Here is a 21,437-nt window from a genome sequence, read left to right on the forward strand (position 1 = left end):
GCCGCTATCACGACTGACGGCCCTGACCCCTACGATCCGGACCCGAGAAATCCGGTCAGCAGATCGAGAAAGGCGTCGGGCTGCTCGATGACCGCGATGTGCCCGCTCTCCAGCTCGGCATAGCGGGCGCCGGGGATCAGTTCGACGAGCTCCCGGCTGTGGGCGGGCGGTACGATGTGATCGAGCCGGCAACCGATCACGAGCGTCGGACAGATGATCCGGCGCGCCGCGTCCCGGACGTCGAGGGTGCGGTCCAGGTCGGCCTGACGGGCGACGTCGGGCCAGCGGCGCAGGGCCACGTTGTCGGCGATCGCCTCCTCCACGGCGGCGCTGCCGAGCCCGCTGACGAAATCCGGGCTGAAGCCGGTCATCATCTGCCAGCGCGCCAGCGTCTCCGGATCGCTCAGCGCCAGGTCGTGCCACAGCCCGAACTCCAGCTGCATGCGCGCGTCGTCGGAGCGGGCGAAGCCCGCCAGAAGCACCAGCCGGCGCACCCGCTGCGGATGCCGGGCCGCCAGCTCGATCGCGACCGCCGCCCCGAGCGAGAAGCCGACGAGATCGAACGTCTCCACGCCGGCGGCGTCGACCGCCGCAATCACCTCGCCGGCGAGCCGCTCGGTGGTGAGATCGCCGCCGGGATCGACGGTCTCGCCGGCGCCGGAATAGTCGGGCCGCACCACGGTGAAGCGGGCCGCAAGGCGCGGCACCAGATGGCCGAAGTTGAGCTCGGCACTGCCGCCGGTCCCGTGGATCATGACCAGCGCCGGCCCCGACCCGTCGACCTGGTAGGCAACCTGCGTTCCGTTGTGCTCGACCGTCGGCATTTCGATGTCTCCTGTCATTCGGCGTGGCGCCGCCGCGCCACCACCATCCCAGCATTCCGTCCGTCCGGGACGGCCGGCGCGGCGCCTCTCGCCTCGCCCACGAATGAGGCGTACGGTCTGACAGCGCTGTCAGGGTCAAGCGCGAAGATGACACCAACGGGAACGACGCATGAAGATCGGTCAGCTCTCCCGCCGCACGGGCATCAGCGTGCGCATGCTGCGCTACTATGAGCAGGAAGGGCTGCTGTCGCCAGCGCGGCGCGCCAGCGGCTATCGCGACTATGACGAGGCCGACGCGGTCACGGTCCGGCGGATCCGCATGCTGGGCGAGGCCGGCCTGAAGCTCGACGCGATCCGGGCCTTCCTTCCCTGCGTGACCGACGACCGGCCCGATTTCGATCCCTGTCCGGATCTGCTCGCGGCCGTGCGCGGCCGGATCCACGATCTGGACGCGCGGATCGACAGCCTCGCCCGCAGCCGGCAGTTGCTTGCCGGCTATCTGGACCGCATCGAAACCGGCACGGCGGAGAAGGAGAAGGCGGCGTAGACCCTCGCCCGTCGGAGGGAACGCCCGACCAGCGCCGTCCCCTACCCTTTCAGCTGCTGCAGCAGCTTGACGGAGGCGTAACCGTCGGCGATCTGGCCGGTGCGCTTCTGGTAGGCGCGGATCGCCGAGCGGGTCATCGGGCCGACGCGGCCGTCGACGCCGCCGGTGTCGAAGCCCTTGCGGGTGAGCAGCGTCTGCATCTCCCGCACCTGGGAGCGCGACAGCGGCCGGTCGCCTCGCGGCCACGACTTCTCGATCGGGCCGGCGCCGATGATCCGGTCGGCCAGATGGCCGACGGCGAGCGCATAGGAGGTCGCGTTGTTGTAGCGCTTGATGACCTCGAAATTCTTCAGCATCAGGAAGGCGGGACCGTTGGCGCCGGCCGGCAGCAGCAGGAAGGCCTGGTCGGACGGGCGCGGGAACTCGCGGCCGCGGGTGCGGGTGATGCCGAGGCGGCGCCACTGGGCGAGCGAGCGCCAGGTCTCCTCGTCGGCGAGCGCATAGTCGAAGCCGGCCGGCAGCTCGACCTCGTAGCCCCAGGTCTTGCCGGCCTCCCAGCCGAACGACTTCAGATAGTTGGCCGTGGAGGCCAGCGCGTCCGGCTGGTTGGTCCAGATGTCGTGGCGGCCGTCGCCGTCATAGTCGGCGGAGTACTGCCGCCAGCTGGACGGCATGAACTGGGTGTGGCCCATGGCGCCGGCCCAGGAGCTTTCCATCCGGTCGGGCGTGATGTGGCCCGCCTGGACGATCTGCAGCGCGGTCACGAATTCCTGGCGCCAGTACTCCGTCCGGTCGGGGGCCTCGCAGGCGAGCGTGGCCAGCGCGCGCAGCGCGTTGTGCTGGCCCATGAAGCCGCCATAGCTGGTCTCCACGCCCCAGATCGCGAGCACGACGTTGGAATCGACGCCGTAGCGCCGCTCGATGGCGGCGAGCTGGGTGGCGTATTTCTGGCGCATCTGGCGGCCGGTGGTGATCCGCGAGGAGGAGACCGCGGAATCGAGATATTCCCAGATCGGCTTCACGAACTCCGACTGCTTGCCCATCAGCCGGACGGTGTCCGGGTCCGGCGTCATGCCGGCGGTGACCTGGGTATAGGTCTGCCGGGAGACGCCGGCGCGCTGGGCGGCCGGCCACAGGTTGTTGAGGCAGGACTGGAACGATTGCGCGGCGGCCGGGGCCGGCACCGATGCGAGGCCGGCGGCCAGAACGGAGAGACCGAGCGCGGCCGTCACGGACCCCTGGAGGGCCGGCCGGAGAAAACGAGCAAACAGGTTCGCCATAACCGTAACATCCCGTCGAAGCGGCAAGGGCATCCCGGTGGGCCGGTGTCGCGGCCGGCCGCCGGAAGCCGGGGCTGAGGTCACGACCAGCCTGACGAGAGCGCTGCGGCCCAGGTCTGCAGAGCATGATCGCAGTCGGAAAACGGGACGCCGGTCCGCGCGCGGCACCGGAACTCCCGCCTTCCACTCGCATTCTGGTAACCATAATGCGGTTAAGAAAGGGTGGCGGCTGCGTCCCGGGTGCGGCACGCGACATCGTGTTGCCGATTTTGCAGAGGATGACCGGGCGTTGCCTGTGGAATCACGCTTTCGCGAGCGCTATCAGAAGACGACCGTCCTGTGGCCGTCCGACAAGAGAAAGATCCGCTTCCGCCCATGACCTCTCCGGCCAAGACCACCGCTTCGCACGACGCCCCCCGCCCTGATCAGCCCGCCGACGCGATCCTCTCCGCCGCCCGCACCCTGGATACCGAGATCGCGGGTCTCGCCAGCCTGAAGGCGGCCATCGGCAACGGGCTCGGCAAGGGGTTCCGCGACGCGATCGCGACGATCCAGGAAAGCCGGGCGAAGAAGGGGCGGGTCATCGTCACCGGCGTCGGCAAGAGCGGCCACATCGGCGCGAAGATTTCGGCGACGCTGGCCTCGACCGGCACCCACGCCCATTTCGTGCACGCCGCCGAGGCGAGCCACGGCGATCTCGGCATGATCGCCGAGGAGGACGCGGTGCTGGCGCTCTCCTGGTCCGGCGAGAGCAAGGAATTCGCCCAGATCGTCGCCTATGCGCGCCGCTTCCGGGTGCCCGTGATCGCGATGACGTCGAACCGCAGGTCGGCCCTCGGCCGCGCGGCGACCGTCGTGCTCGAACTGCCCAAGGCGACGGAAGCCTGCCCGCACGGGCTGGCGCCGACCACCTCGACGCTGCTGATGCTGGCGCTCGGCGACGCGCTCGCCGTCGCCCTGCTCGAAGCGCGCGGCTTCACCGCCCAGGACTTCAAGGTCTTTCATCCCGGCGGCAAGCTCGGCGCCCGGCTCCAGCACGTGCGCGACGTCATGCACACCGGCGACGCCGTGCCGCTCGCGCCGTCCGGCACGCGGATGACCGAAGCGATCGTCATGATGACCGGCAAGGGGTTCGGCGCGCTTGGGATCGTCGACGATCTCGGCCATCTGGTCGGCATCATCACCGACGGCGACCTGCGCCGCCATCTCGGCCCCGACCTTCTGGAAAAGCGGGTCGACGACGTGATGAGCCCGGGGCCGCGCACCGCCGAGCCCGGCGAACTGGCCGGCACCGTGCTGGAACGGCTCAACGCCTCGGCGATCACCGCGCTGTTCGTCGTGGAAGGGTCGCGCCCCGTCGGCATCGTCCACCTGCACGACCTGCTGCGCACCGGGGTGGCCTGAGAGCAAATCCCAGCGAAAGTGGGAACCGGTTTCGCGTCCGGCTTTGCTGAGAAGAACGCCAAATCCCAGGAAAAGTCGGCGCAACAGCCGCCCCCGAAACGGGTCTCCCGACCGGCCTCCGGCCTCGACCGTCATCGCGCCCGCGACTGGAAATCCACAAGGAATCGGTCCAAGAGGCGCCGGACCCGGCATTTCCATGTAGGGTGCCGGGGAGATCGAACGGGAGATCCTTGCATGCCTTCGGCCGCAGACGCGCACATCGCAGGCGCCGAAACCCAATCCATCGGCTCGGCCGACGAGGCGGTTCTCTTCGACCGCATCGCCATCGAATTCGACGTTGCCGGCGGCAAGACCTTCCGGGCGGTGGAAGAGGCCGACCTGAAGGTCGCGGCCGGGGAGTTCGTCGCGATCGTCGGGCCGACAGGCTGCGGAAAATCCACCCTGCTGAACGCGGCAGCCGGCCTGCTCAAGCCGGCCAGCGGACGCGTGTCCATCTTCGGCGGCCCGATCGCGGGGCTCAACGAACGTGCCGGCTACCTGTTTCAGCAGGATGCGCTGATGCCGTGGAAGACGGCGGTCGAGAACGTCGCCATCGGGCTGGAAGTGGCCGGCGTGCGCAGGAAGGACGCCCGCGACCAGGCGCGCGCCTGGCTCAAGCGGGTCGGCCTCGCCCCGTTCGCCGACCGCTATCCGCACATGCTCTCCGGCGGCCAGCGCAAGCGCGTCGCGCTCGCCCAGGTGCTGATCCGCGATCCCGAGATCATCCTGATGGACGAGCCCTTCGGCCCGCTCGACGCGCAGACGCGCCTGATCATGGGCGATCTCCTGCTGCGGCTGTGGTCGGAGAACCGCAAGGCCGTTCTGTTCGTCACCCACGACCTGGAGGAGGCGATTTCGCTCTCCGACCGCGTGGTGATCATGTCGGCCGGCCCCGCCGCCCGGATCATCGGCGACTTCCCGATTCCGCTGGCGCGCCCGCGCGACATCGGCGAGATCAAGCTCGATCCCGAATTTCAGGCCCTGCACCGCGATATCTGGCACATTCTCAAGAAGGAAGTCCTGAAAGCCTATCCCGGATTCGCCGACGGAGAAGCGGAATGAACAAGGTCCTCCTCGTCACCCTGCAGATTTCCGTCGCGGTGGTCACGATCGTCGTCTGGCAGATCGTCACCACCACCCATCTTGTCGGCGACCCGAACCAGACCGCCTTCTTCTTCTCCACCCCCGCCGACGTGGCGGACCAGGTATGGCGGTGGTTCGCCAGCGGCACGATCTGGTACCATCTCTGGATCACGCTGGCGGAAGCCGCCCTCGCCTTCATCATCGGCGCCGTGGCCGCCATCGTCATCGGTTTCTGGTTCGCACGCCAGCCACGGCTCGCCGCGGTGTTCGACCCCTACGTGAAGGGGGCGAACGCCCTGCCGCGCGTTGTGCTGGCCCCGATCTTCACCCTCTGGTTCGGGCTCGGCATATGGTCGAAGGTGGCGCTTGGCTTCACGCTGGTCTTCTTCATCGTGTTCTTCAACGTCTACCAGGGGGTGAAGGAGGTCGACCGGACGGTGCTGTCCAATGCCCGCATGCTGGGCATGAACGAGCGCCAGCTGCTGCGCCACGTCTACATGCCGTCCGCCATGTCCTGGGTGTTCTCGTCGCTGCACACCTCGATCGGCTTCGCGGTGGTGGGTGCCGTCGTCGGCGAGTATCTCGGCTCGGCCGCGGGCCTCGGCTACCTGATCCAGCAGGCGGAAGGCATGTTCGACGTCGCCGGCGTGTTCGCCGGCATGCTGGTTCTCGCCGCGTTCGTGCTGGTGATCGATTTCGGCGTCACCCTGGTGGAACGCCGCCTTCTCGTCTGGCGCCCCGAGCCGGGTAGCGGCGGACACTAGAGCATTTCCCGTTCGGATTGATCCGATCTGAACGGACGGGAAATGCTCAACCTATTGACTCTAGGGCCATTTCTTATCGATCGGGCGTGTTTCCTCCTGATCGGAAAAGGCTCCAGCGCCGCCGGCATCGGGCCGATGACGCCATCCAACCGACGGGCCAGCAGGCCCGCCGCATCTGTCCATCCCAGCGGTGGGCAGGGTCGTGGTTTCACAATGGGAGGAACGACAATGAAGACGCTACGCAAACTGGCCACCGTCGCGGCGGCCTTGCTCATGATGGGCGGCGCCGCGGCGGCCCAGTCAAAGGTGACGCTGGCCATCGGCGGCGCCGGCTGCCTGTGCTACCTGCCGACGGTTCTGACCAAGCAGCTCGGCAACTTCGAGAAGGCCGGCCTCGACGTCGACATGGTCAACTTCAAGGGCGGCTCCCAGGCGCTCAAGGCCGTGATCGGCGGCAGCGCGGACGTGGTGTCGGGCTATTTCGATCACACCGTCGCGCTGGCTGCGAAGGGCCAGCACCTCAAGGCGATCGTGGTCTACGACCGCTTTCCGGGCCTGGTCATCGTCGTGTCGCCGGACCAGACCGGCGAGATCAAGACGATCGCCGACCTCAAGGGCAAGACGGTGGGCATCAGCGCGCCCGGCTCCTCCACCGACTACTTCCTGAAATACCAGCTGCAGCAGGCCGGCCTGGAGCGTGACGCAGCCTCCGTGATCGGCGTCGGCCTCGGCGGCACCGCCATCGCCGCCATGGAACAGGGCCAGATCGACGCCGCCGTGATGCTCGACCCCGCCGTCACCGTGCTGGAGACCAAGTATCCGGACCTGACGCTCCTCGCCGACACGCGGACCGAAAAGGACACCCGCGCCGTGTTCGGCGGCGACTATCCGGGCGGTGCGATCTACACCAAGGCCTCCTGGATCGAAGATCACCCCGAAGAGGCCCAGGCGCTGGTGAATGCGATGGTCGCCACGCTGGACTGGATCCACAGCCACACGCCGGAAGAGATCATGGCGGAGATGCCGGAGGAGATGGTCGGCAACGACAAGGAGGCCTATCTGGCCGCCCTGAAGAACACCATGAGCATGTATTCGGAAACCGGCATGATGGACCCGAAGGGTGCGGAAGCCGTGCTGAAGGTGTTCAGCGCGGGCGACCCGGCCGTGCGGGACGCCAATATCGACATCACCACCACCTACACCAACGCCTTCGTCGAAAAGGCGCACGGCAAGTAGGTCCGGGCGGTGAGCTTCGAACCTGAAAGGGGGCCGCAAGGCCCCCTTTTTTGTGCGCACCCGAGCGCCCGGCATCGGCCTTCGGCCGGCAGTCCGGCCCGGTGACCGGACCGGCTCAGTCGTCGGCGGGGACCCGGCCTTTCGCCGCCGCCGCCCGGTTCGCCGCTTCCACCGCTGCGACCGCCGTCATGTTGACCACGCCGCGCGCCGTGGTCGAGCGGGCGACGATATAGGCCGGCTGGGCGGCACCCAGCAGCAGCGGCCCGATGTGCAGCGCTTGGGTCATTTCCTTGATCAGCGTCAGCGCGATGTTGGCGGAATCCAGGTTCGGGAAGACCATGAGATTGGCCTCGCCGGAGAGCCTGCCGTCCGGCATGGAGCGGCTGCGGATCATCTCCGACAGCGCCTCGTCGCCCTTCATCTCGCCGTCGACCTCCAGATCCGGCTCGGTGCGCCACAGGATCTCGGCGGCCTTGCGCATCTTGCGGGCGGAGGCGGAATCGCGCGAACCGAAGCTGGAATGGGACAGAAGCGCCGCCTTGGGCGTCACCCCGAACCGGCGCACCTGGCGCGCGGCGAGCTTGGTCATCTCGGCGATTTCCTCCGCGGTCGGGTCCTCCGACACGGCGGTGTCCACCAGATAGTAGGTGCCCGACTGCCCCATCAGGATGGACAGGGCGGCCATGGACTCCACGCCGGGCGCGCAGCCGATGATCGACCGGATGTCCTTGAACAGCGAATCGAAGCGGGACTCCACCCCGCAGATCAGGGCGTCGGCGTCGCCCCGCTTGACCGCGAGCGCACCAATCACCGCCGTGTTCGACCGGACCGCGGTGCGGGCGGCGTCCGGCGTCACCCCGTCGCGTCCGACCAGGCTGAAATAGAGATCGGAATAGTCCCGGAACCGCGGGTCGTCCTCGGGATTGATGACCTCGATGGTCTTGCCCGGGACGAGGCGCAGCCCGTAGCGTTCGGCGCGGCTCTCGATCACCTTCGGCCGGCCGATCAGGATCGGTTCGGCGAGCCCCTCCTCCTGGATCACCTGGGCTGCGCGCAGCACCCGCTCGTCCTCGCCTTCGGCATAGACGATGCGCTGGGTCTTGGTCTTGGCCTCCGCGAAGATCGGCTTCATCAGGACGCCGGTCTTGAAGACGAACCGGTTCAGCCGGTCGCGATAGGCGTCGAAATCCTCGATCGGCCGGACGGCGACGCCGGAGTCCATCGCAGCCCGGGCGACGGCCGGCGCGATGCGCAGGATCAGCCGGGGATCGAACGGCGAGGGAATGAGATAGTCCGGGCCGAAGGTGCGGGTCACGCCGCCATAGGCCTTGGCGACGACCTCGGACGGCTCCTCCTTGGCGAGGTCGGCGATCGCCTGGACGGCGGCGCGCTTCATGTCCTCGTTGATGGCCGTGGCGCCGACGTCGAGGGCGCCGCGGAACAGGTAGGGGAAGCAGAGGACGTTGTTGACCTGGTTGGGATAGTCGGACCGGCCGGTGCAGATGAGCGCGTCAGGGCGCGCTTCCCGGGCGAGGTCCGGCATGATCTCCGGGGTCGGGTTGGCCAGCGCCAGGACCAGCGGATGGTCCGCCATGCGCGTCACCATCTCCGGCTTCAGGAGGCCGCCGACGGACAGGCCGAGGAAGATGTCGGCGCCGTCGATCACCTCGCCGAGGGTCCGCTTGTCGGTCGCCTGGGCATAGACCGACTTCCAGCGGTCCATGCTCGCTTCGCGGCCCTCGTAGACCACGCCGTCGATGTCGCAGACCCAGATGTTCTTCCGGTCCGCACCCAGCGACACGAGCAGGTTGAGACAGGCCAGCGCGGCTGCGCCTGCCCCGGAACAGACGATCTTGACGTCTTCGATCTTCTTGCCGGACAGCGACAGCGCGTTGGTGACGGCGGCGGACACGATGATCGCGGTGCCGTGCTGATCGTCGTGGAAGACGGGGATGTTCATCCGCGCCTTCAGCTGATCCTCGATCTCGAAACAGTCCGGGCCCTTGATGTCTTCCAGGTTGATACCGCCGAAGGTCGGCTCCAGGGCCGCGACCACATCGCAGAACTTGTCGACGTCGCGCTCCTCCACCTCGATGTCGAAGACGTCGACGTTGGCGAACTTCTTGAAGAGGACCGCCTTGCCCTCCATCACCGGCTTGCCGGCCAGCGCCCCGATCGAGCCGAGGCCGAGCACGGCGGTGCCGTTGGAGATCACGGCGACGAGGTTGCCGCGGGCGGTGTAGTCCAGCGCCAGGGTGGGGTCTTCGGCGATCTTCAGGCAGGGCGCGGCGACGCCCGGAGAATAGGCCAGCGACAGGTCGCGCTGGGTGGCCAGCGGCTTGGTCGCCTGGATCTCGAGCTTTCCCGGCAGCGGGTTCTGGTGATAGCGGAGCGCGGCGTCGTCGAGTGTCTCGCTCGACGGTTTCATCTGCGACATGGCACCCTCTCGGTTCGCGGCCGGACCTGACCCTTCCTAACCCGCGACCAAGGCGCTTGGAAAGCAAGCAGTTGGGAAGGGCGCGCCTCTTGCCGCCGCTATCTCATGCGCTCGGCGCGGCCAACGGATTTCGACCGCATCGCGGTGCGTGTGAGGATGTAGAGGACCGTCGCGTTGAGGACGTGCCAGAGGAAGTGCGTCCCGATCGGCAGATGGGCGCAGACCGGCTCGTCCAGAATGCGGAACGCCAGCGACGCCGCGAACACGCCGCCGGCGGCGAGCAGACCGAGTGCGCGGCGCTTGCCGAGACTGGCCAAGAGCGTACCGACGAAGACCAGCGTGACGAGCGCCGGCATGTATCCCGCCGACCCGCCGACCGCCCGCTCAAACAGCGGCACCGACAGGACGGAGAAGGCGACGAATGCCGCCAGCAGGACCAGCGTCCAGATCACCGACAGGGAGAAGAAGCGGCGCATGGCGAGCGCGAAGTAGCCCAGGATGAACACGCCGATCGGAGCGGTGTCGGCGATCGCCGCCCAGCGCTCCGCGAAGGTGTGGAACAGGAACGAGCCGATCCCGATGAGGGCGGTCAGCCCGATCAGCAGAAAGACCGGCCAGTCGGCGGGGCGCTGGCGCCAGGCCAGGAAGGCCATGACGGCGGCGACCAGGAACGCCGCATTGGTGATGGCATTGAGCGGCTCCGACCAGAATTCCGGCCCGGTCCGTTCGCAATAGAGATCCAGCTTACCGTCCACCGCCACACCTCGTCCCTTCGCCTCGTCGGGCAGATCAGGACAGGTCAGTCGAGCAGGTATCGGTGTCGCGATCAATCCGCCAGATCGCGGGGTCACCGAGCCGGGCCGACTTGCAAGGGGGACCATGTGCCGACATCATCGCCGCGCCCGCCAAGCTCGGAGCCGATCCATGTCGACCCTCGACGAAAACCGCACCTTCCTTCCGGTCTCCATTGCGGTTCTGACCGTGTCCGATACCCGCACCCCGGACGACGACCGGTCGGGCGACACCCTGGCCGGGCGCATCGCCGAGGCCGGACACTGGCTGGCCGCCCGGGCGATCTGCCCCGACGAGATCGTGGAGATACGCGCGGCCGTGCGCCGCTGGATCGCCGATCCGCAGGTCGACGTCGTCATCATCACCGGCGGAACCGGTTTCACCGGCCGGGACGTGACGCCGGAGGCGGTCGCGCCGCTGTTCGACAAGACGATGGACGGCTTCTCGACGGTCTTTCACCAGATCTCGATGCAGTCGATCGGCACGTCCACGATCCAGTCGCGGGCCGTTGCGGGCGTGGCCATGGGGACCTTCATCTTCGCCCTGCCCGGCTCGCCCGGCGCCTGCCGCGACGCCTGGGACGGCATCCTGAAGGCCCAGCTCGACTACCGGCACAAGCCCTGCAACTTCGTGGAGATCATGCCGCGCCTGTCGGAAAGCCAGCGGCGTGGCGCCACGCGGGGCGAAGGCCGCTCGGCCTGAGGCCGATGCCGGGTCGGCCCGGGGATGCGGCGTCCAAGGCGGCTTCCTCCAGGATGCAACAACGGCCAGCCGTTTTTGCCTGTTGATCGGCATCAAGGCGGGCGCCATGGTGTCCCCCTAAACGATGTGGTCACGAACGACCTCGTCCCGGCGAGGGGCTCGCGGCTCAGGCGGGTTGATCGGCTTCGAATGGCCCGGGCGGGCACACCGTCACTGTCTCCGCACGACGGACCCGACGGGCATCGGGCAAAAAAGTCTCCCCGCAGGGGCGGGAAGGGAACGGACAGGAGATCCTCCATGCAGGTTAAAGACATCGTCGTCGTCACCGATCTTTCCGGCGATCAGGCTCCGGCGCGGCTAGCCGTCGATCTGGCGTCCCGCGCGGACGCCCACATCACGGGGATGGCGCCTGTCCTCGAGCCCATCACGCCGGCCTATCTGGCTGGGCCGCTGCCCGCCGACATACTGGAGCAGGCCCGCTCGGCGTCCGTCGAGGTCGCCGACAAGGCGCTGGCCACGTTCAACGAGCTGGTGCGCGTCCAGGGCGTGAGCGGCGAATCGGCCCGGTTCCATCTGGTCGAAGGCGCGGCAACCGGCCTGGTCCACCGCGCCCGCCTCTCCGACCTGACCGTGATCGGCCAGGACAAGCCGGACTCCACCGAGCCCGGCCGCGCGACGCTGATCGAGGCGCTTCTGTTCGAGACCGGCGTGCCGCTGATGGTCGTGCCGTACATCTCCCGCGGCGCCTTCCAGACCAAGCACATGATGATCGCCTGGGACGGCAGCGTCACCGCGTCGCGCGCCGTGCATGCGGCCCTTCCCATTCTCCCGTTCGCAGAGAAGATCACCGTGGTGATCGTGGACAACGGACACCGCTATGCCGGGGAACCCGGCGCGGACGTGGCCCTGTACCTGTCCCGCCACGGCCTCAACGTGTCGATCGACCACGTGCCGGCCCCGTCGGGCGACGTCGCCGCGGCGCTTCTGAACTACATTTCCGACAACGGCATCGACATGGCGGTGATGGGCGGCTACGGCCACAGCCGCTTCCGCGAGTTCGTGGTCGGCGGCGCCACCCGCAGCATGCTGGAATCCATGACGATCCCGGTGGTGATGGCGCACTAGGCTCCTGCCTCGCGGCACCACGCGGAGCAGATGAGATTGCGGCCGGCGCGCCCCCGCGTGCCGGCCCGTTTTTTTGTCCAGGTCAGGACCGAGCGCGGCATCCCGCCCGCCGGCGGCCGCGTCAGGCCCTGACCGGACAGGTCCCGGTCATGTGGCCGTCGCGTCCGATCCGCCATATGTCCCCCCGCACGCCGCCATATGTTTCCCGGCGGCAGGACCCAACCGAGACCGTGCGAGCGAGGAGTGGCGCATGACGATCCGCAATCTCGACGCCCTCCTGCGGCCGCGCTCCGTGGCCCTGGTCGGTCCGGACCGGCTCGGCCCGGCCCATCGCGACCAGCTCGCAGCCCGTCTGTCCGCCTCCAACTCCCTCGGGCACCGGTGGGCGATCGGCATCGAGGGTCCCTGCCCCGGCTTCGAGCCGGCCGCGCTCGGCGATCCGGCGGCCTCGGCGGACCTCGCCATCTATCTGGGCGGCCCCGAACACGCGGTCGAGACGATCGCGGCGCTCGCCGAAACCGGAACCAGGGCGGTGATCGCCGCCTCGGCGAGCTACGACGCCTGGCCCGAGGACACGATCGCGGCCGCTCTCGAGGCGGGCCGGCGGCACACGCTGCGCCTGGTGGGACCCGGAAGCCTCGGTGTGCGGGTCCCGGGCGTCGGGCTGGACGCGTCGCTGATGGCCCATTCGGCCCGGCCGGGCGATCTTGCCCTGGTGGCCCGCTCCGGCGCGCTGGTCAACGCGACGCTCGCCTGGGCCGACGCGCACGGGCTCGGCTTGTCCGGCGTCGTCTCGCTCGGGCAGAAGGCCGACGTCGACGTGGGCGATCTGGTGGACTGGTTCGCGGTCGACGGCCGCACCCGCGCGATCCTGGTCCACATCGAGACGATCTCAGATCCTCGGAAGTTCATGTCGGCGGCTCGGGCGGCGGCCCGGGTCAAGCCGGTGGTGGTGCTGCGCTCGGGCGTGACGCGGGATCTTCCGCGCCCGCTCAAGAGCCTGTGCGACGCCCTTGCCCCGAGCGACCGCATCTACGACGCGGCCTTCGACCGAGCGGGCCTGGTCCGCGTGTTCGACATCGACGAGGTGTTCGAGGCGGCGGAGACCCTGACCCGGTTCAAGGCGCCGAACGGCAGCCGGCTCGGGGTCGTCGCCAACGGCCGCAGCCTCGCCTCGCTCGCCGCCGACCGGCTTGCGGCCGGCAACGGACAGCTCTCCGTTCCCGGCGAGGAAACCTGCACCGCGCTGGCCCCCCTCGTCCGCCGCCACGTCGCGCCCGGCAATCCCGCCGTGCTGGAGGACGACGCCGATCCGCAGACGTTCGCCAGCGCGATCGCGGCGTTTCTGGCAGACCGGGAGACGAACGGGGTTCTGGTCGCCGCCGCGCCCACGGCCGTCGCGCCGGTGGCGCCGCTGGTCGATGTGCTGATCGACGCCGCGACCGCCCATCGCAAGCAGGCGCTCAGACCCAAGCCCATCCTCGCGGTGCTTCTCGACCTGGCGCAGGAGGACGCGCTGCGGCTTTCGGAGGCGGGCGTGCTGGTGCGCGGCTCGCCGGGAGCGGCGGTGCGCAGTTTTCTCCACCTCGTCGGCTACGCCCGTGGCCAGGAACAGCTCGCCTCGACCCCGCCCGCCGGTCCCGAGCGCGCACATCCGGCCCGCGACACCGCCCCCACCGTGATCGGGGCCGCGCTGTCGGCGGGCCTCTCGGAGCTGTCGGAACCCGATACGAGGACCCTCCTGTCGAGCTTCGGTCTCGACATGGTGGAGCGGGTGCGGGCCCGCACCCCCCAGGAGACGTTCGAGGCGGCGCGCGCAATGCTCGAGGTCGCCTCGTGCTGCCGCATCGGCCCGGAGACGGAACGCGGACACAGCACGCAGCTCGCCGTGGAAGTTGCCAGCGCGGTCGGCGCCGAGCGGCTCGCGTCCTTTATCCTGTCGGGCGGCGCGACGGCCTCCTCCGCCCCGGTGCCCCAGGCCGTTGTGCTGGAACCGGCGCTTTCCTCGGAAGACACCACCGCGCTGGTGGCCGGCATCGTCGACGACCCCGATTTCGGGCCGGCGCTCGTGCTCGCCTATTCCGGGGCGTCGGCGGCAAGCGCACCGGTCGCCGCCGCCCTGCCGCCGCTGGACCTGCGGCTGGCCGACGAGATGCTGGCCACCCTCGGGCTCGAACTGCCTGGCGATGTGGAGGCCCCCGACACCGACCGTGGCGCGCTGTGCCTGGCGCTGGTGCGGCTTGCCCAGCTCGCCGTGGAATGTCCGGACGTGCGCGCGGTCGACCTCGCACCGATCCTCGTCGGCGGCGGCCAGGCCCGGGTCGGCGATGCCAGGGTGCAGATCGCGCCGGCGGAAACCGCGCCGGGCCGCCTCGGCCATCCGCGCCTGTCGATCCGGCCTTTCCCGAGCGAATGGGTCAGAAACCTGACCCTCAGGGACGGGCGCGTGTTCGAGATCCGGCCGATCCGCCCGGAGGACGAGCCCGCCTACAAGGCCTTTCTGGAATCCATCGACCCGGAGGACCTGCGGCTGCGCTTCTTCGCGCCGCTCCGCCACATCGGCCATGCGATGCTCGCCCGGCTGACCCAGCTCGACTATGCCCGGGCGATCGCCTTCGTGGCGCACGATCCGGAAACCGGCGAGATCCAGGGCTCCGTCCGGCTGCATGCGGATCCGGACCACAGGGTCGGCGAGTACGCCATCCTGCTGCGTTCCGACCTGAAGGGCCAGGGCCTCGGCTGGGCGCTGATGAGCCTGATCATCGAGTACGCGCGGGCCGACGGGCTGGAGGAAATCGTGGGCGAGGTGCTGCGCGAGAACACGACGATGATCTCGCTGTGCGAGGCGCTCGGCTTCACCGTGAAGCGCGTGCCCGACGACGAGGGGCTGGTGGAGGTGCACCTACCCGTCGCCACGACGACGGTCAGCTTCCATGCCGACCTGCGCAAGCCGCATAGTTAGGATCTTTTCGCTCAAGTCAGCTCGCTTCGCTCGCGGCTGCGCGGGCGCGCCCTGACCGGGCGGCGCGCGGTCGCGCGCTGGTTTTTTGGCCTTCGTTACAGCATCGCCCGGAAGACCTGGGCGACCTGATCCGTCGTCGGCTTCGGTCCCTGGCCGATCGCGTACATCAGCGAGATACCATCGATCAGCCCGGCGCAGGCCTCGATCGGAACGTCGGTGCGTCCCTCCGAGATCAGCCGGAAGAAGAACGCGATGGGCCGGCGCGCCGCCGCCGTCAGTTCGTCGCCGACGCCCGCCAGTTCCTCCCGACGGGCCGCGGCCAGGGTCAGCTCGATGCGGGCGAGAAACAGGTGGCGGGCATTCTCGGTATAGGCGACGAGTTCGCCCGCCACATGGGCGACGGCCGCGTCCATGCCGTCCGAGGCCACCTTCTCCGCGAACCCGACCTGCAGATCCTCGCAGTCCTTCTCCAGGAGCTCGGCGAGATGGTGCGCGGTGGCCGCCAGAAGCGCCGCCTTCTTCGGGAAATAGTAGGTCGTGGACCCCTGGGGCAGCCCCGCCGCCTGATCGACGGCGCGGTGGGTGACGCCCTCCAGCCCCCGGCTGGCGAGGAGGTCGATCGCCGCATCCAGGATCGCCGTACGGCGGCTTTCTTTCTGTGTTGACATATCCACTACATATGTAGAGTTTTAGATAACAGACGACTAGCGCATCCCTTGATAGGTGAGATCCATGACCGCGTCCATCATCCGCCTGAACCCGCCGACGCTGCCCGACGCGGGCGCGATCGGCTATTCCCAGATCACCCGGGTCGAGCCGGGCCCGATGGCCTTCATTTCCGGGCAGGTTGCCGTCCGGCCGAACGGCGAGCCGGCGCCCGACGACCTGGTCGAGCAGACGAAGATCGTCGGCGCGAACGCGAAGGCGGCCGTTGCCGCCGTGGGCGCCACGATGAAGGACGTGGTGATGGCCCGGGTCTACATGGTGGACCTCACCCCCGACCGGCTGGCTGCCGCGAGCTCCGAGCTGTTCGGGATTTTCGAGGGCGAGCAGCCGAGCCTGACAGGGGTCGGCGTCGCCGCTCTGGCGGCCCCCGACCTTCAGCTCGAGATGGAGCTCGTGGTCCGACTGCCCGACTGAGGCCGCCCGCAGGCCGGCCCGCACGCAGGTTCAAAGACCGTCGGGAGCACCACCAGAGCGTGATCGACCTCGTTTTGATTTCCTCTATTGTGCCGGCTGCTTGGCAATCTGGAGGGAATCAGCATGAAGCGCTTGCGGTCGGACGTCACCAAGATCGGGCTCGACAGGACCCCGCACCGGGCGTTCATGCGCGCGATGGGGCTGGACGACGACGCGATCGCGAAGCCCATGGTCGGCATCGTCTCCATGAAGGGCGAGCAGACCCCCTGCAACATGACCCACGGCTTCCAGGTGGAGGCCGCCAAGGCGGGCGTGCAGGCAGGCGGCGGCACGCCGAGGGAGTTCTCCACCATCTCCGTCTCCGACGGCATCGGCATGAACCACGAGGGCATGAAGCTCTCGCTGGTGTCCCGCGAGATCATCGCCGATTCCATCGAGGCCGTGGTCCACGGCCACGCCTATGACGCCCTGATCGGCTTCGGCGGCTGCGACAAGACCCTGCCCGGCGTCCTGATGGGCATCGTTCGCTGCAACGTGCCCGGCATCTTCATCTTCGGCGGCGCCGCCCTGCCCGGCCGGTTTGACGGCAAGGACGTGTCGGTCCTCGACGCCTACGAGGCGATCGGCGCGGTCCAGACCGGCCACATGTCGGAGGCCGATCTCGCCCGGCTGGAGCGCGCCTGCAAGCCGACCGTCGGCGCCTGCGCCGGCCAGTTCACCGCCAACACCATGGCGATGGTTTCAGAGGCCCTGGGCCTCTCCTTCCCGAACGTCTCGATGATCCCCGGCGTCTATTCCGAGCGCGCCCAGGCGGCCGAGCAGGCCGGCCGGCTGGTGATGGAAATGCTGGAGCGCGGCGGTCCGCTGCCCCGCGAAATCCTGACCCGCACCTCGCTGGAGAACGCGGCGGCGATCGTGGCGGCCACCGGCGGCTCCACCAACGCCGCGCTGCACCTGTCGGCGATCGCCAACGAGGCCGGCATCGCCTTCGACATCGACGACGTGGACCGGGTGTTCGCGCGCACGCCGCTGATCGGGGACCTGCGCCCCGGCGGCCGGTTCCACGCCAAGGACGTCTACGAGATCGGCGGCACCGCCGTGGTCATCCGCGCCCTGATCGAGAGCGGCCACATCGACGGTTCGCCGCTGACCGTCACCGGCAAGAGCCTGGCGGAAACCTATGGCGCAGCACCCGACCCGGACGGCACCGTCATCCGCTCGCCGGCCACGCCGATCAGCCCGGACGGCGGACTGGCGATCCTGAAGGGCTCGCTCGCCCCGAACGGGGCCGTCTTGAAGGTCGCCGGCATGAAGACCCTCGTCTTCGAGGGCACCGCCCGCGTCTTCGAAAGCGAGGACGACTGCGCGAAGGCTGTCGCCGCGCGCCAGTACGAGGCCGGCGACGTGCTGATCATCCGCAACGAGGGGCCGGTGGGCGGCCCCGGAATGCGCGAGATGCTGGGCGTGACGGCGCTGATCTACGGCCAGCAGATGGGCGAGAAGGTCGCACTGATCACCGACGGCCGCTTCTCCGGCGCGACCCGGGGCATGTGCATCGGCTACGTCTCGCCGGAGGCGGCGACCGGCGGCCCGCTCGGGCTCGTGGAGACCGGCGACCGCATCCTGATCGACGCCAAGCAGCACAAGATCGACCTGCTCGTCGACGAGGCGGAGATGGAACGCCGGCGCGCCGCCTGGACGCCGCACACCCCGAAGCATCCGGCCGGCGTGCTCGGCAAGTATGCGAAGCTGGTCGGCCCGGCCCACGAGGGCGCCGTGACCCACGAAGGCGCGGCCGAGTGGCCTGACCTGACGCGGTGACGGGACGGCCGGCGCCGGGCACCGGCCTCCTCGGAACTCCTATAAACTATTGAAGTGATGGACATTTCCCGTTCATCGGCGTTACTTCAACGGCCGAAGGGCGTACGCTCCCCATTGCCGACAGAAGGACCCGTCTCATGGCCGACCAGGAGGCTCAGCCTGACCTCGACGCGCTCTACGATCCGCCCTCCGAAGCGATCCAGCAGGGGGTGCTCGACCGCCTGATCGACTTCCACGAGGACTATCTCCGCGCGGCGACCTTCTTCTGTCTGGCGACCGGGCGGGAGAGCGGCCTGGACGCCTCACCCCGGGGCGGACCGGCGGGCTTCGTGAAGGTGATCGACGAGAAGACGGTCGCGTTCGCCGACTGGCCCGGAAACAACCGGATCGAATCGATGCGCAACGTGACCGCCGACGACCGGGTCGCGATGCTGTTCCTGTTTCCCGGTCTGGAGGTCTTCCTGCGCATCAACGGGCGGGCCCGGCTGTCGGTCGATCCCGATCTGCTCGACCGCCTGAAGGAAGGCGAAAAGACGCCGAAGACGGCGATCGTGGTGGCCATCGACGAGGTGCTGTTCCACTGCGGCAAGGCGATCAACCGGGCCAGGCTCTGGTCCGAGGACTCCCGTCTGGACAGGCAGTCGGTGCCGTCGATCGGCAAGATGACCAAGCGCATGCGCAAGCTGGACGACCTGACCAGCGACGAGATCGACGCCCACTACGACACGGCGATGCGCACCAACCTGTACTGAGCCCGCCCGCCTCGACGCACCACAGGCGGAACCATTCACTGGCCCCGGGTGTTGGCCGCTCTCGTATGGCGGGAGCGGAGACCCACATGAAACTGATGATCGCGGCGGGCACCGCATTCGTCTTCGCCGGCATCACGGTCCTTCTGGAGACCGCGGTCGGGAGCTGGCGAAGCGCGTCCATCGGTGCGCCCGACGGCGGTCAGAGCGCTCCGGCCGTCTATCTCATGCTGATCCTGATCGGCCTGGTCTTTCTGGTGGCCGGGACGGTCAGCCGGATAACGAGGCACCACGAACAGCCCGATACGGGGCCCCGTAAGCGCCGGGCTCCCCGGGTGGTCGTCTACCAGCACGGCGGCGAGTAGAGCACGAACCGTTCCGCGCTCAGCCGCCGCCGGCGCGGAGCATGCCCGTGGCCGGATGGCAGTTGCGGTACTCGAAGATCTGCTCGTCGGCGGCCGCCACCGTGACCTCGTGATAGAGGCGCAGCCGGGCATCCGGGCCGACGGTCATCAGATATTTCATCGCCGCACCGAAGATCGCGACATGGGTCGGGTGCGATTCCGCCCAGCGCTCGAGCGCGGCGAGGCTGGTCCACCAGCTCATGCCGAAGGTCTTGTCGGTCGCCCCGCCGGAGGCCCCGACCACATCCATGTAGCGGTTGGCGAAGCAGCCGCAGGAAAGCCCCTCGTCGCGCAGGAAGTCCATCCCGGCCCTCAGAACGGGCTCGACCTCCTCCAGGTACATCCGCCGCTCGTCTCCGTCCGTGTCCGACCAGTCCTGGCCGGAGCGGATCAGGCAGATGTTGCCGTGGGGAACGACCTTCAGGACGCCGTCCGCCTCGACGATCCGCGGCGCACCCTGCGGCTCCATCGCATCGGTCTGGGAGAGCGGGATCCGGTCGCGCATCCCGCCCCAGTAGGCGTGCTCCTGCACCATCCCGCTCATGCCGTCGGAGACGACCGCCACGCCCTCCGCCCGGTCGGCGGAGGAAAACAGCGTCTCGTAGCGCTCCACGCCGGGCATCAGGATCTCGACGAAGGTACCGAGCCGGTCGTCGCCCGGCCCCGTCCCGGTCCAGAAGGCGCCGTGGGCGGCATACCAGCGCCGGAAGGCGTCCGGGTCGTCCCAGTAGGCGATGGAGAGGATGGTGACGAAGCCGGCGGCGTCGACGGTGCGGGCCCGGTCCCAGTGGCCCGGCCCTTCGCCCTTGCCGAACGCCGCGGCCATCGCCGCAAGCGCGGGCTCGGCCGCCGCCTCGTCGCCGGGCCGGACCTGGAGCCCGAAATAGGCCATCGCGACCCGGGTCACGCCCGGCCGGTAGCGCGCCGAGAACGAGGGATAGGGCGGCGCGTAGTCGTCGGGGATCCGGCGATGGCGGGTCCGCTCCTTCGCGAGATGCTCGGGGATCGCCGATTCCATCAGTGCACCTCCGCATCCTCGTCGGCGTCGAGCACCGGCTCATCAGCCGCGGGAAACGGCGACCGGCCTCCGCCTTCCGTCAGGAGCACCCGGTCGCCCGGCGTCTTGTCGAGAAGCAGGCGGGTCACGTCCGGACGCGCATAGTGGCCGGCGGGATCGGCGGCGGCCTTGGCGAGCGAGATCATGCCGAGATCGAGATCGGCGTAGACCAGGCCCTCCTCGTTTTCCGGCAGCGGCTCGTGCATCAGTTGGCCGTCCGGGGCGAAGATCGTGGCGAAGCCGCCGCCGGCGAGCAGAAGCTGCTTCTTCATGTCGTCGCCGCACAGCATCTCGATCATTTCAGGGGAGACCGTCGCGCACGGGGCGACGACGAAGCAGCTTCCCTCCACCGCGTAGATCCGGCTGGCGGCGTTGTTGACCTCATGGCCGAGCGCATAGGCGCCGCCGCGATAGAGCGAAAAGCTCGGCCAGGCCGCGATGTGGACCTGCTCGTTCTGGGCGTACATGGCGTATTTCGACAGCGGCTGCAGATGCTCCCAGCAGCACAGCGCCCCCATGCGGCCGAGCGGCGTGTCATAGACGGTGAGGTCGGAGCCGTCGCCCTCACCGAAGACGGTGCGCTCGACGTGGGTCGGCTTCAGCTTGCGGCGCATGGCGATGGTCTCGCCGTCCGGGCCGATGATCCACTGGCCCATATAGAGGCTGCCGCCGGCCTTCTCGCTGTGACCCATGACGACGGTGATGGCGTTGTCCTTGGCCGCCCTGGCGATCCGGTCGGCCTCCGGCGAGCCGTAGACCAGCGAGTTGTCATGGTAGCGCTGGACGAACTGCATGCCCCAGGCCGGCGAATCCAGCCAGATGAACCAGGGATAGCCGGGCAGGAAGGTTTCCGGGAAGGCGATCAGCTCGGCGCCGTTCTTCGCCGCCTCCTCGATCAGTGCGATCGACTTGTCGATGCTGGCGTCGAGATCGAGAAAGACGGGGGCGGCCTGAACGGCGGCGGCGCGAAACTTCGGATGCTGGACCGGCATGACGGTTCTCCGCTCTATGGGTCGATGACGAAAGCTGTTCCCGTCCCCGATGATAGGGACGATCCGGATCCCGCTCTTG

General features: G+C 68.8%; 19 protein-coding genes. 12 read left to right on the forward strand and 7 right to left on the reverse strand.

Features of this window, described 5'->3' with window-relative positions; translation table 11 throughout:
* Nucleotides 1-29: 29 nt before the first annotated feature.
* Nucleotides 30-824 carry an alpha/beta fold hydrolase gene (locus J2S73_RS18565; protein ID WP_306887152.1) on the reverse strand — a complete coding sequence of 265 codons (795 nt, stop codon included), beginning with the start codon at nucleotides 822-824 and terminating at the stop codon, nucleotides 30-32.
* Nucleotides 825-993: 169 nt separating this feature from the next.
* Here J2S73_RS18565 and J2S73_RS18570 point away from each other — a divergent pair, with 169 nt between their 5' ends.
* Complete coding sequence (locus J2S73_RS18570; protein ID WP_306887153.1) at nucleotides 994-1,371, forward strand: MerR family transcriptional regulator; 378 nt, start codon at nucleotides 994-996, stop codon at nucleotides 1,369-1,371.
* 41 nt (nucleotides 1,372-1,412) lie between these two features.
* Here J2S73_RS18570 and J2S73_RS18575 read toward each other — a convergent pair whose 3' ends face one another.
* Complete coding sequence (locus J2S73_RS18575; protein ID WP_306887154.1) at nucleotides 1,413-2,651, reverse strand: lytic murein transglycosylase; 1,239 nt, start codon at nucleotides 2,649-2,651, stop codon at nucleotides 1,413-1,415.
* A 375-nt stretch (nucleotides 2,652-3,026) separates the two neighbouring features.
* Between J2S73_RS18575 and J2S73_RS18580 the strand changes: the two genes are divergently transcribed.
* From J2S73_RS18580 to J2S73_RS18595, 4 genes are all read left to right on the forward strand, one after another.
* Entirely contained in the window at nucleotides 3,027-4,055 is a 1,029-nt protein-coding gene (locus J2S73_RS18580) for a KpsF/GutQ family sugar-phosphate isomerase (protein ID WP_306887155.1), read from the forward strand.
* A 234-nt stretch (nucleotides 4,056-4,289) separates the two neighbouring features.
* Nucleotides 4,290-5,156 (forward strand): ABC transporter ATP-binding protein, encoded by an 867-nt coding sequence (locus J2S73_RS18585; protein ID WP_306887156.1) that lies wholly within the window; start codon nucleotides 4,290-4,292, stop codon nucleotides 5,154-5,156.
* Nucleotides 5,153-5,941 carry an ABC transporter permease gene (locus J2S73_RS18590; RefSeq protein ID WP_306887157.1) on the forward strand — a complete coding sequence of 263 codons (789 nt, stop codon included), beginning with the start codon at nucleotides 5,153-5,155 and terminating at the stop codon, nucleotides 5,939-5,941. The genes J2S73_RS18585 and J2S73_RS18590 overlap by 4 nt, the downstream gene beginning before the upstream one ends.
* A gap of 228 nt (nucleotides 5,942-6,169) precedes the next feature.
* Nucleotides 6,170-7,177, forward strand: coding sequence for an ABC transporter substrate-binding protein (locus J2S73_RS18595; RefSeq protein ID WP_306887158.1), 1,008 nt, complete (start codon nucleotides 6,170-6,172; stop codon nucleotides 7,175-7,177).
* A gap of 115 nt (nucleotides 7,178-7,292) precedes the next feature.
* Here J2S73_RS18595 and J2S73_RS18600 read toward each other — a convergent pair whose 3' ends face one another.
* Together J2S73_RS18600 and J2S73_RS18605 are read right to left on the reverse strand one after the other, a co-directional pair.
* Nucleotides 7,293-9,614 carry an NADP-dependent malic enzyme gene (locus J2S73_RS18600; protein WP_306887159.1) on the reverse strand — a complete coding sequence of 774 codons (2,322 nt, stop codon included), beginning with the start codon at nucleotides 9,612-9,614 and terminating at the stop codon, nucleotides 7,293-7,295.
* 98 nt (nucleotides 9,615-9,712) lie between these two features.
* Nucleotides 9,713-10,369, reverse strand: coding sequence for a ceramidase domain-containing protein (locus J2S73_RS18605; RefSeq protein WP_306887160.1), 657 nt, complete (start codon nucleotides 10,367-10,369; stop codon nucleotides 9,713-9,715).
* A gap of 169 nt (nucleotides 10,370-10,538) precedes the next feature.
* Here J2S73_RS18605 and moaB point away from each other — a divergent pair, with 169 nt between their 5' ends.
* The 3 genes from moaB (at nucleotide 10,539) to J2S73_RS18620 (ending at nucleotide 15,195) form a co-directional block, all read left to right on the forward strand.
* Complete coding sequence (gene moaB, locus J2S73_RS18610; protein WP_306887161.1) at nucleotides 10,539-11,108, forward strand: molybdenum cofactor biosynthesis protein B; 570 nt, start codon at nucleotides 10,539-10,541, stop codon at nucleotides 11,106-11,108.
* 297 nt (nucleotides 11,109-11,405) lie between these two features.
* Nucleotides 11,406-12,233 carry a universal stress protein gene (locus J2S73_RS18615; protein ID WP_306887162.1) on the forward strand — a complete coding sequence of 276 codons (828 nt, stop codon included), beginning with the start codon at nucleotides 11,406-11,408 and terminating at the stop codon, nucleotides 12,231-12,233.
* Between the two features lie 250 nt (nucleotides 12,234-12,483).
* Nucleotides 12,484-15,195 (forward strand): bifunctional acetate--CoA ligase family protein/GNAT family N-acetyltransferase, encoded by a 2,712-nt coding sequence (locus tag J2S73_RS18620; RefSeq protein WP_306887163.1) that lies wholly within the window; start codon nucleotides 12,484-12,486, stop codon nucleotides 15,193-15,195.
* A 95-nt stretch (nucleotides 15,196-15,290) separates the two neighbouring features.
* Here the strand turns inward: J2S73_RS18620 and J2S73_RS18625 are convergent, their stop codons facing one another.
* Entirely contained in the window at nucleotides 15,291-15,863 is a 573-nt protein-coding gene (locus J2S73_RS18625; protein WP_306887164.1) for a TetR/AcrR family transcriptional regulator, read from the reverse strand.
* Nucleotides 15,864-15,927: 64 nt separating this feature from the next.
* On the opposite strand from J2S73_RS18625, the gene J2S73_RS18630 reads away from it, so the two are divergent.
* The 4 genes from J2S73_RS18630 to J2S73_RS18645 all read left to right on the forward strand — a co-directional run bounded on the left by J2S73_RS18630 (nucleotide 15,928) and on the right by J2S73_RS18645 (nucleotide 19,270).
* Nucleotides 15,928-16,335 carry a RidA family protein gene (locus tag J2S73_RS18630; protein WP_306887165.1) on the forward strand — a complete coding sequence of 136 codons (408 nt, stop codon included), beginning with the start codon at nucleotides 15,928-15,930 and terminating at the stop codon, nucleotides 16,333-16,335.
* Nucleotides 16,336-16,458: 123 nt separating this feature from the next.
* On the forward strand, nucleotides 16,459-18,156 hold the full coding sequence (gene ilvD, locus J2S73_RS18635; RefSeq protein WP_306887166.1) for a dihydroxy-acid dehydratase: 1,698 nt from the start codon (nucleotides 16,459-16,461) through the stop codon (nucleotides 18,154-18,156).
* 137 nt (nucleotides 18,157-18,293) lie between these two features.
* Complete coding sequence (locus J2S73_RS18640; RefSeq protein WP_306887167.1) at nucleotides 18,294-18,908, forward strand: MSMEG_1061 family FMN-dependent PPOX-type flavoprotein; 615 nt, start codon at nucleotides 18,294-18,296, stop codon at nucleotides 18,906-18,908.
* An 86-nt stretch (nucleotides 18,909-18,994) separates the two neighbouring features.
* Complete coding sequence (locus tag J2S73_RS18645; protein WP_306887168.1) at nucleotides 18,995-19,270, forward strand: hypothetical protein; 276 nt, start codon at nucleotides 18,995-18,997, stop codon at nucleotides 19,268-19,270.
* 19 nt (nucleotides 19,271-19,289) lie between these two features.
* On the opposite strand, the gene J2S73_RS18650 is transcribed toward J2S73_RS18645, so the two are convergent.
* Together J2S73_RS18650 and J2S73_RS18655 are read right to left on the reverse strand one after the other, a co-directional pair.
* Nucleotides 19,290-20,327 carry a phenylacetaldoxime dehydratase family protein gene (locus J2S73_RS18650; protein WP_306887169.1) on the reverse strand — a complete coding sequence of 346 codons (1,038 nt, stop codon included), beginning with the start codon at nucleotides 20,325-20,327 and terminating at the stop codon, nucleotides 19,290-19,292.
* Complete coding sequence (locus J2S73_RS18655; protein ID WP_306887170.1) at nucleotides 20,327-21,358, reverse strand: carbon-nitrogen hydrolase family protein; 1,032 nt, start codon at nucleotides 21,356-21,358, stop codon at nucleotides 20,327-20,329. The genes J2S73_RS18650 and J2S73_RS18655 overlap by 1 nt, the downstream gene beginning before the upstream one ends.
* Nucleotides 21,359-21,437: the final 79 nt, after the last annotated feature.

Origin of the sequence: Amorphus orientalis (assembly GCF_030814015.1) — a bacterium.
GTDB classification, from domain to species: Bacteria; Pseudomonadota; Alphaproteobacteria; order Rhizobiales; family Amorphaceae; genus Amorphus; species Amorphus orientalis.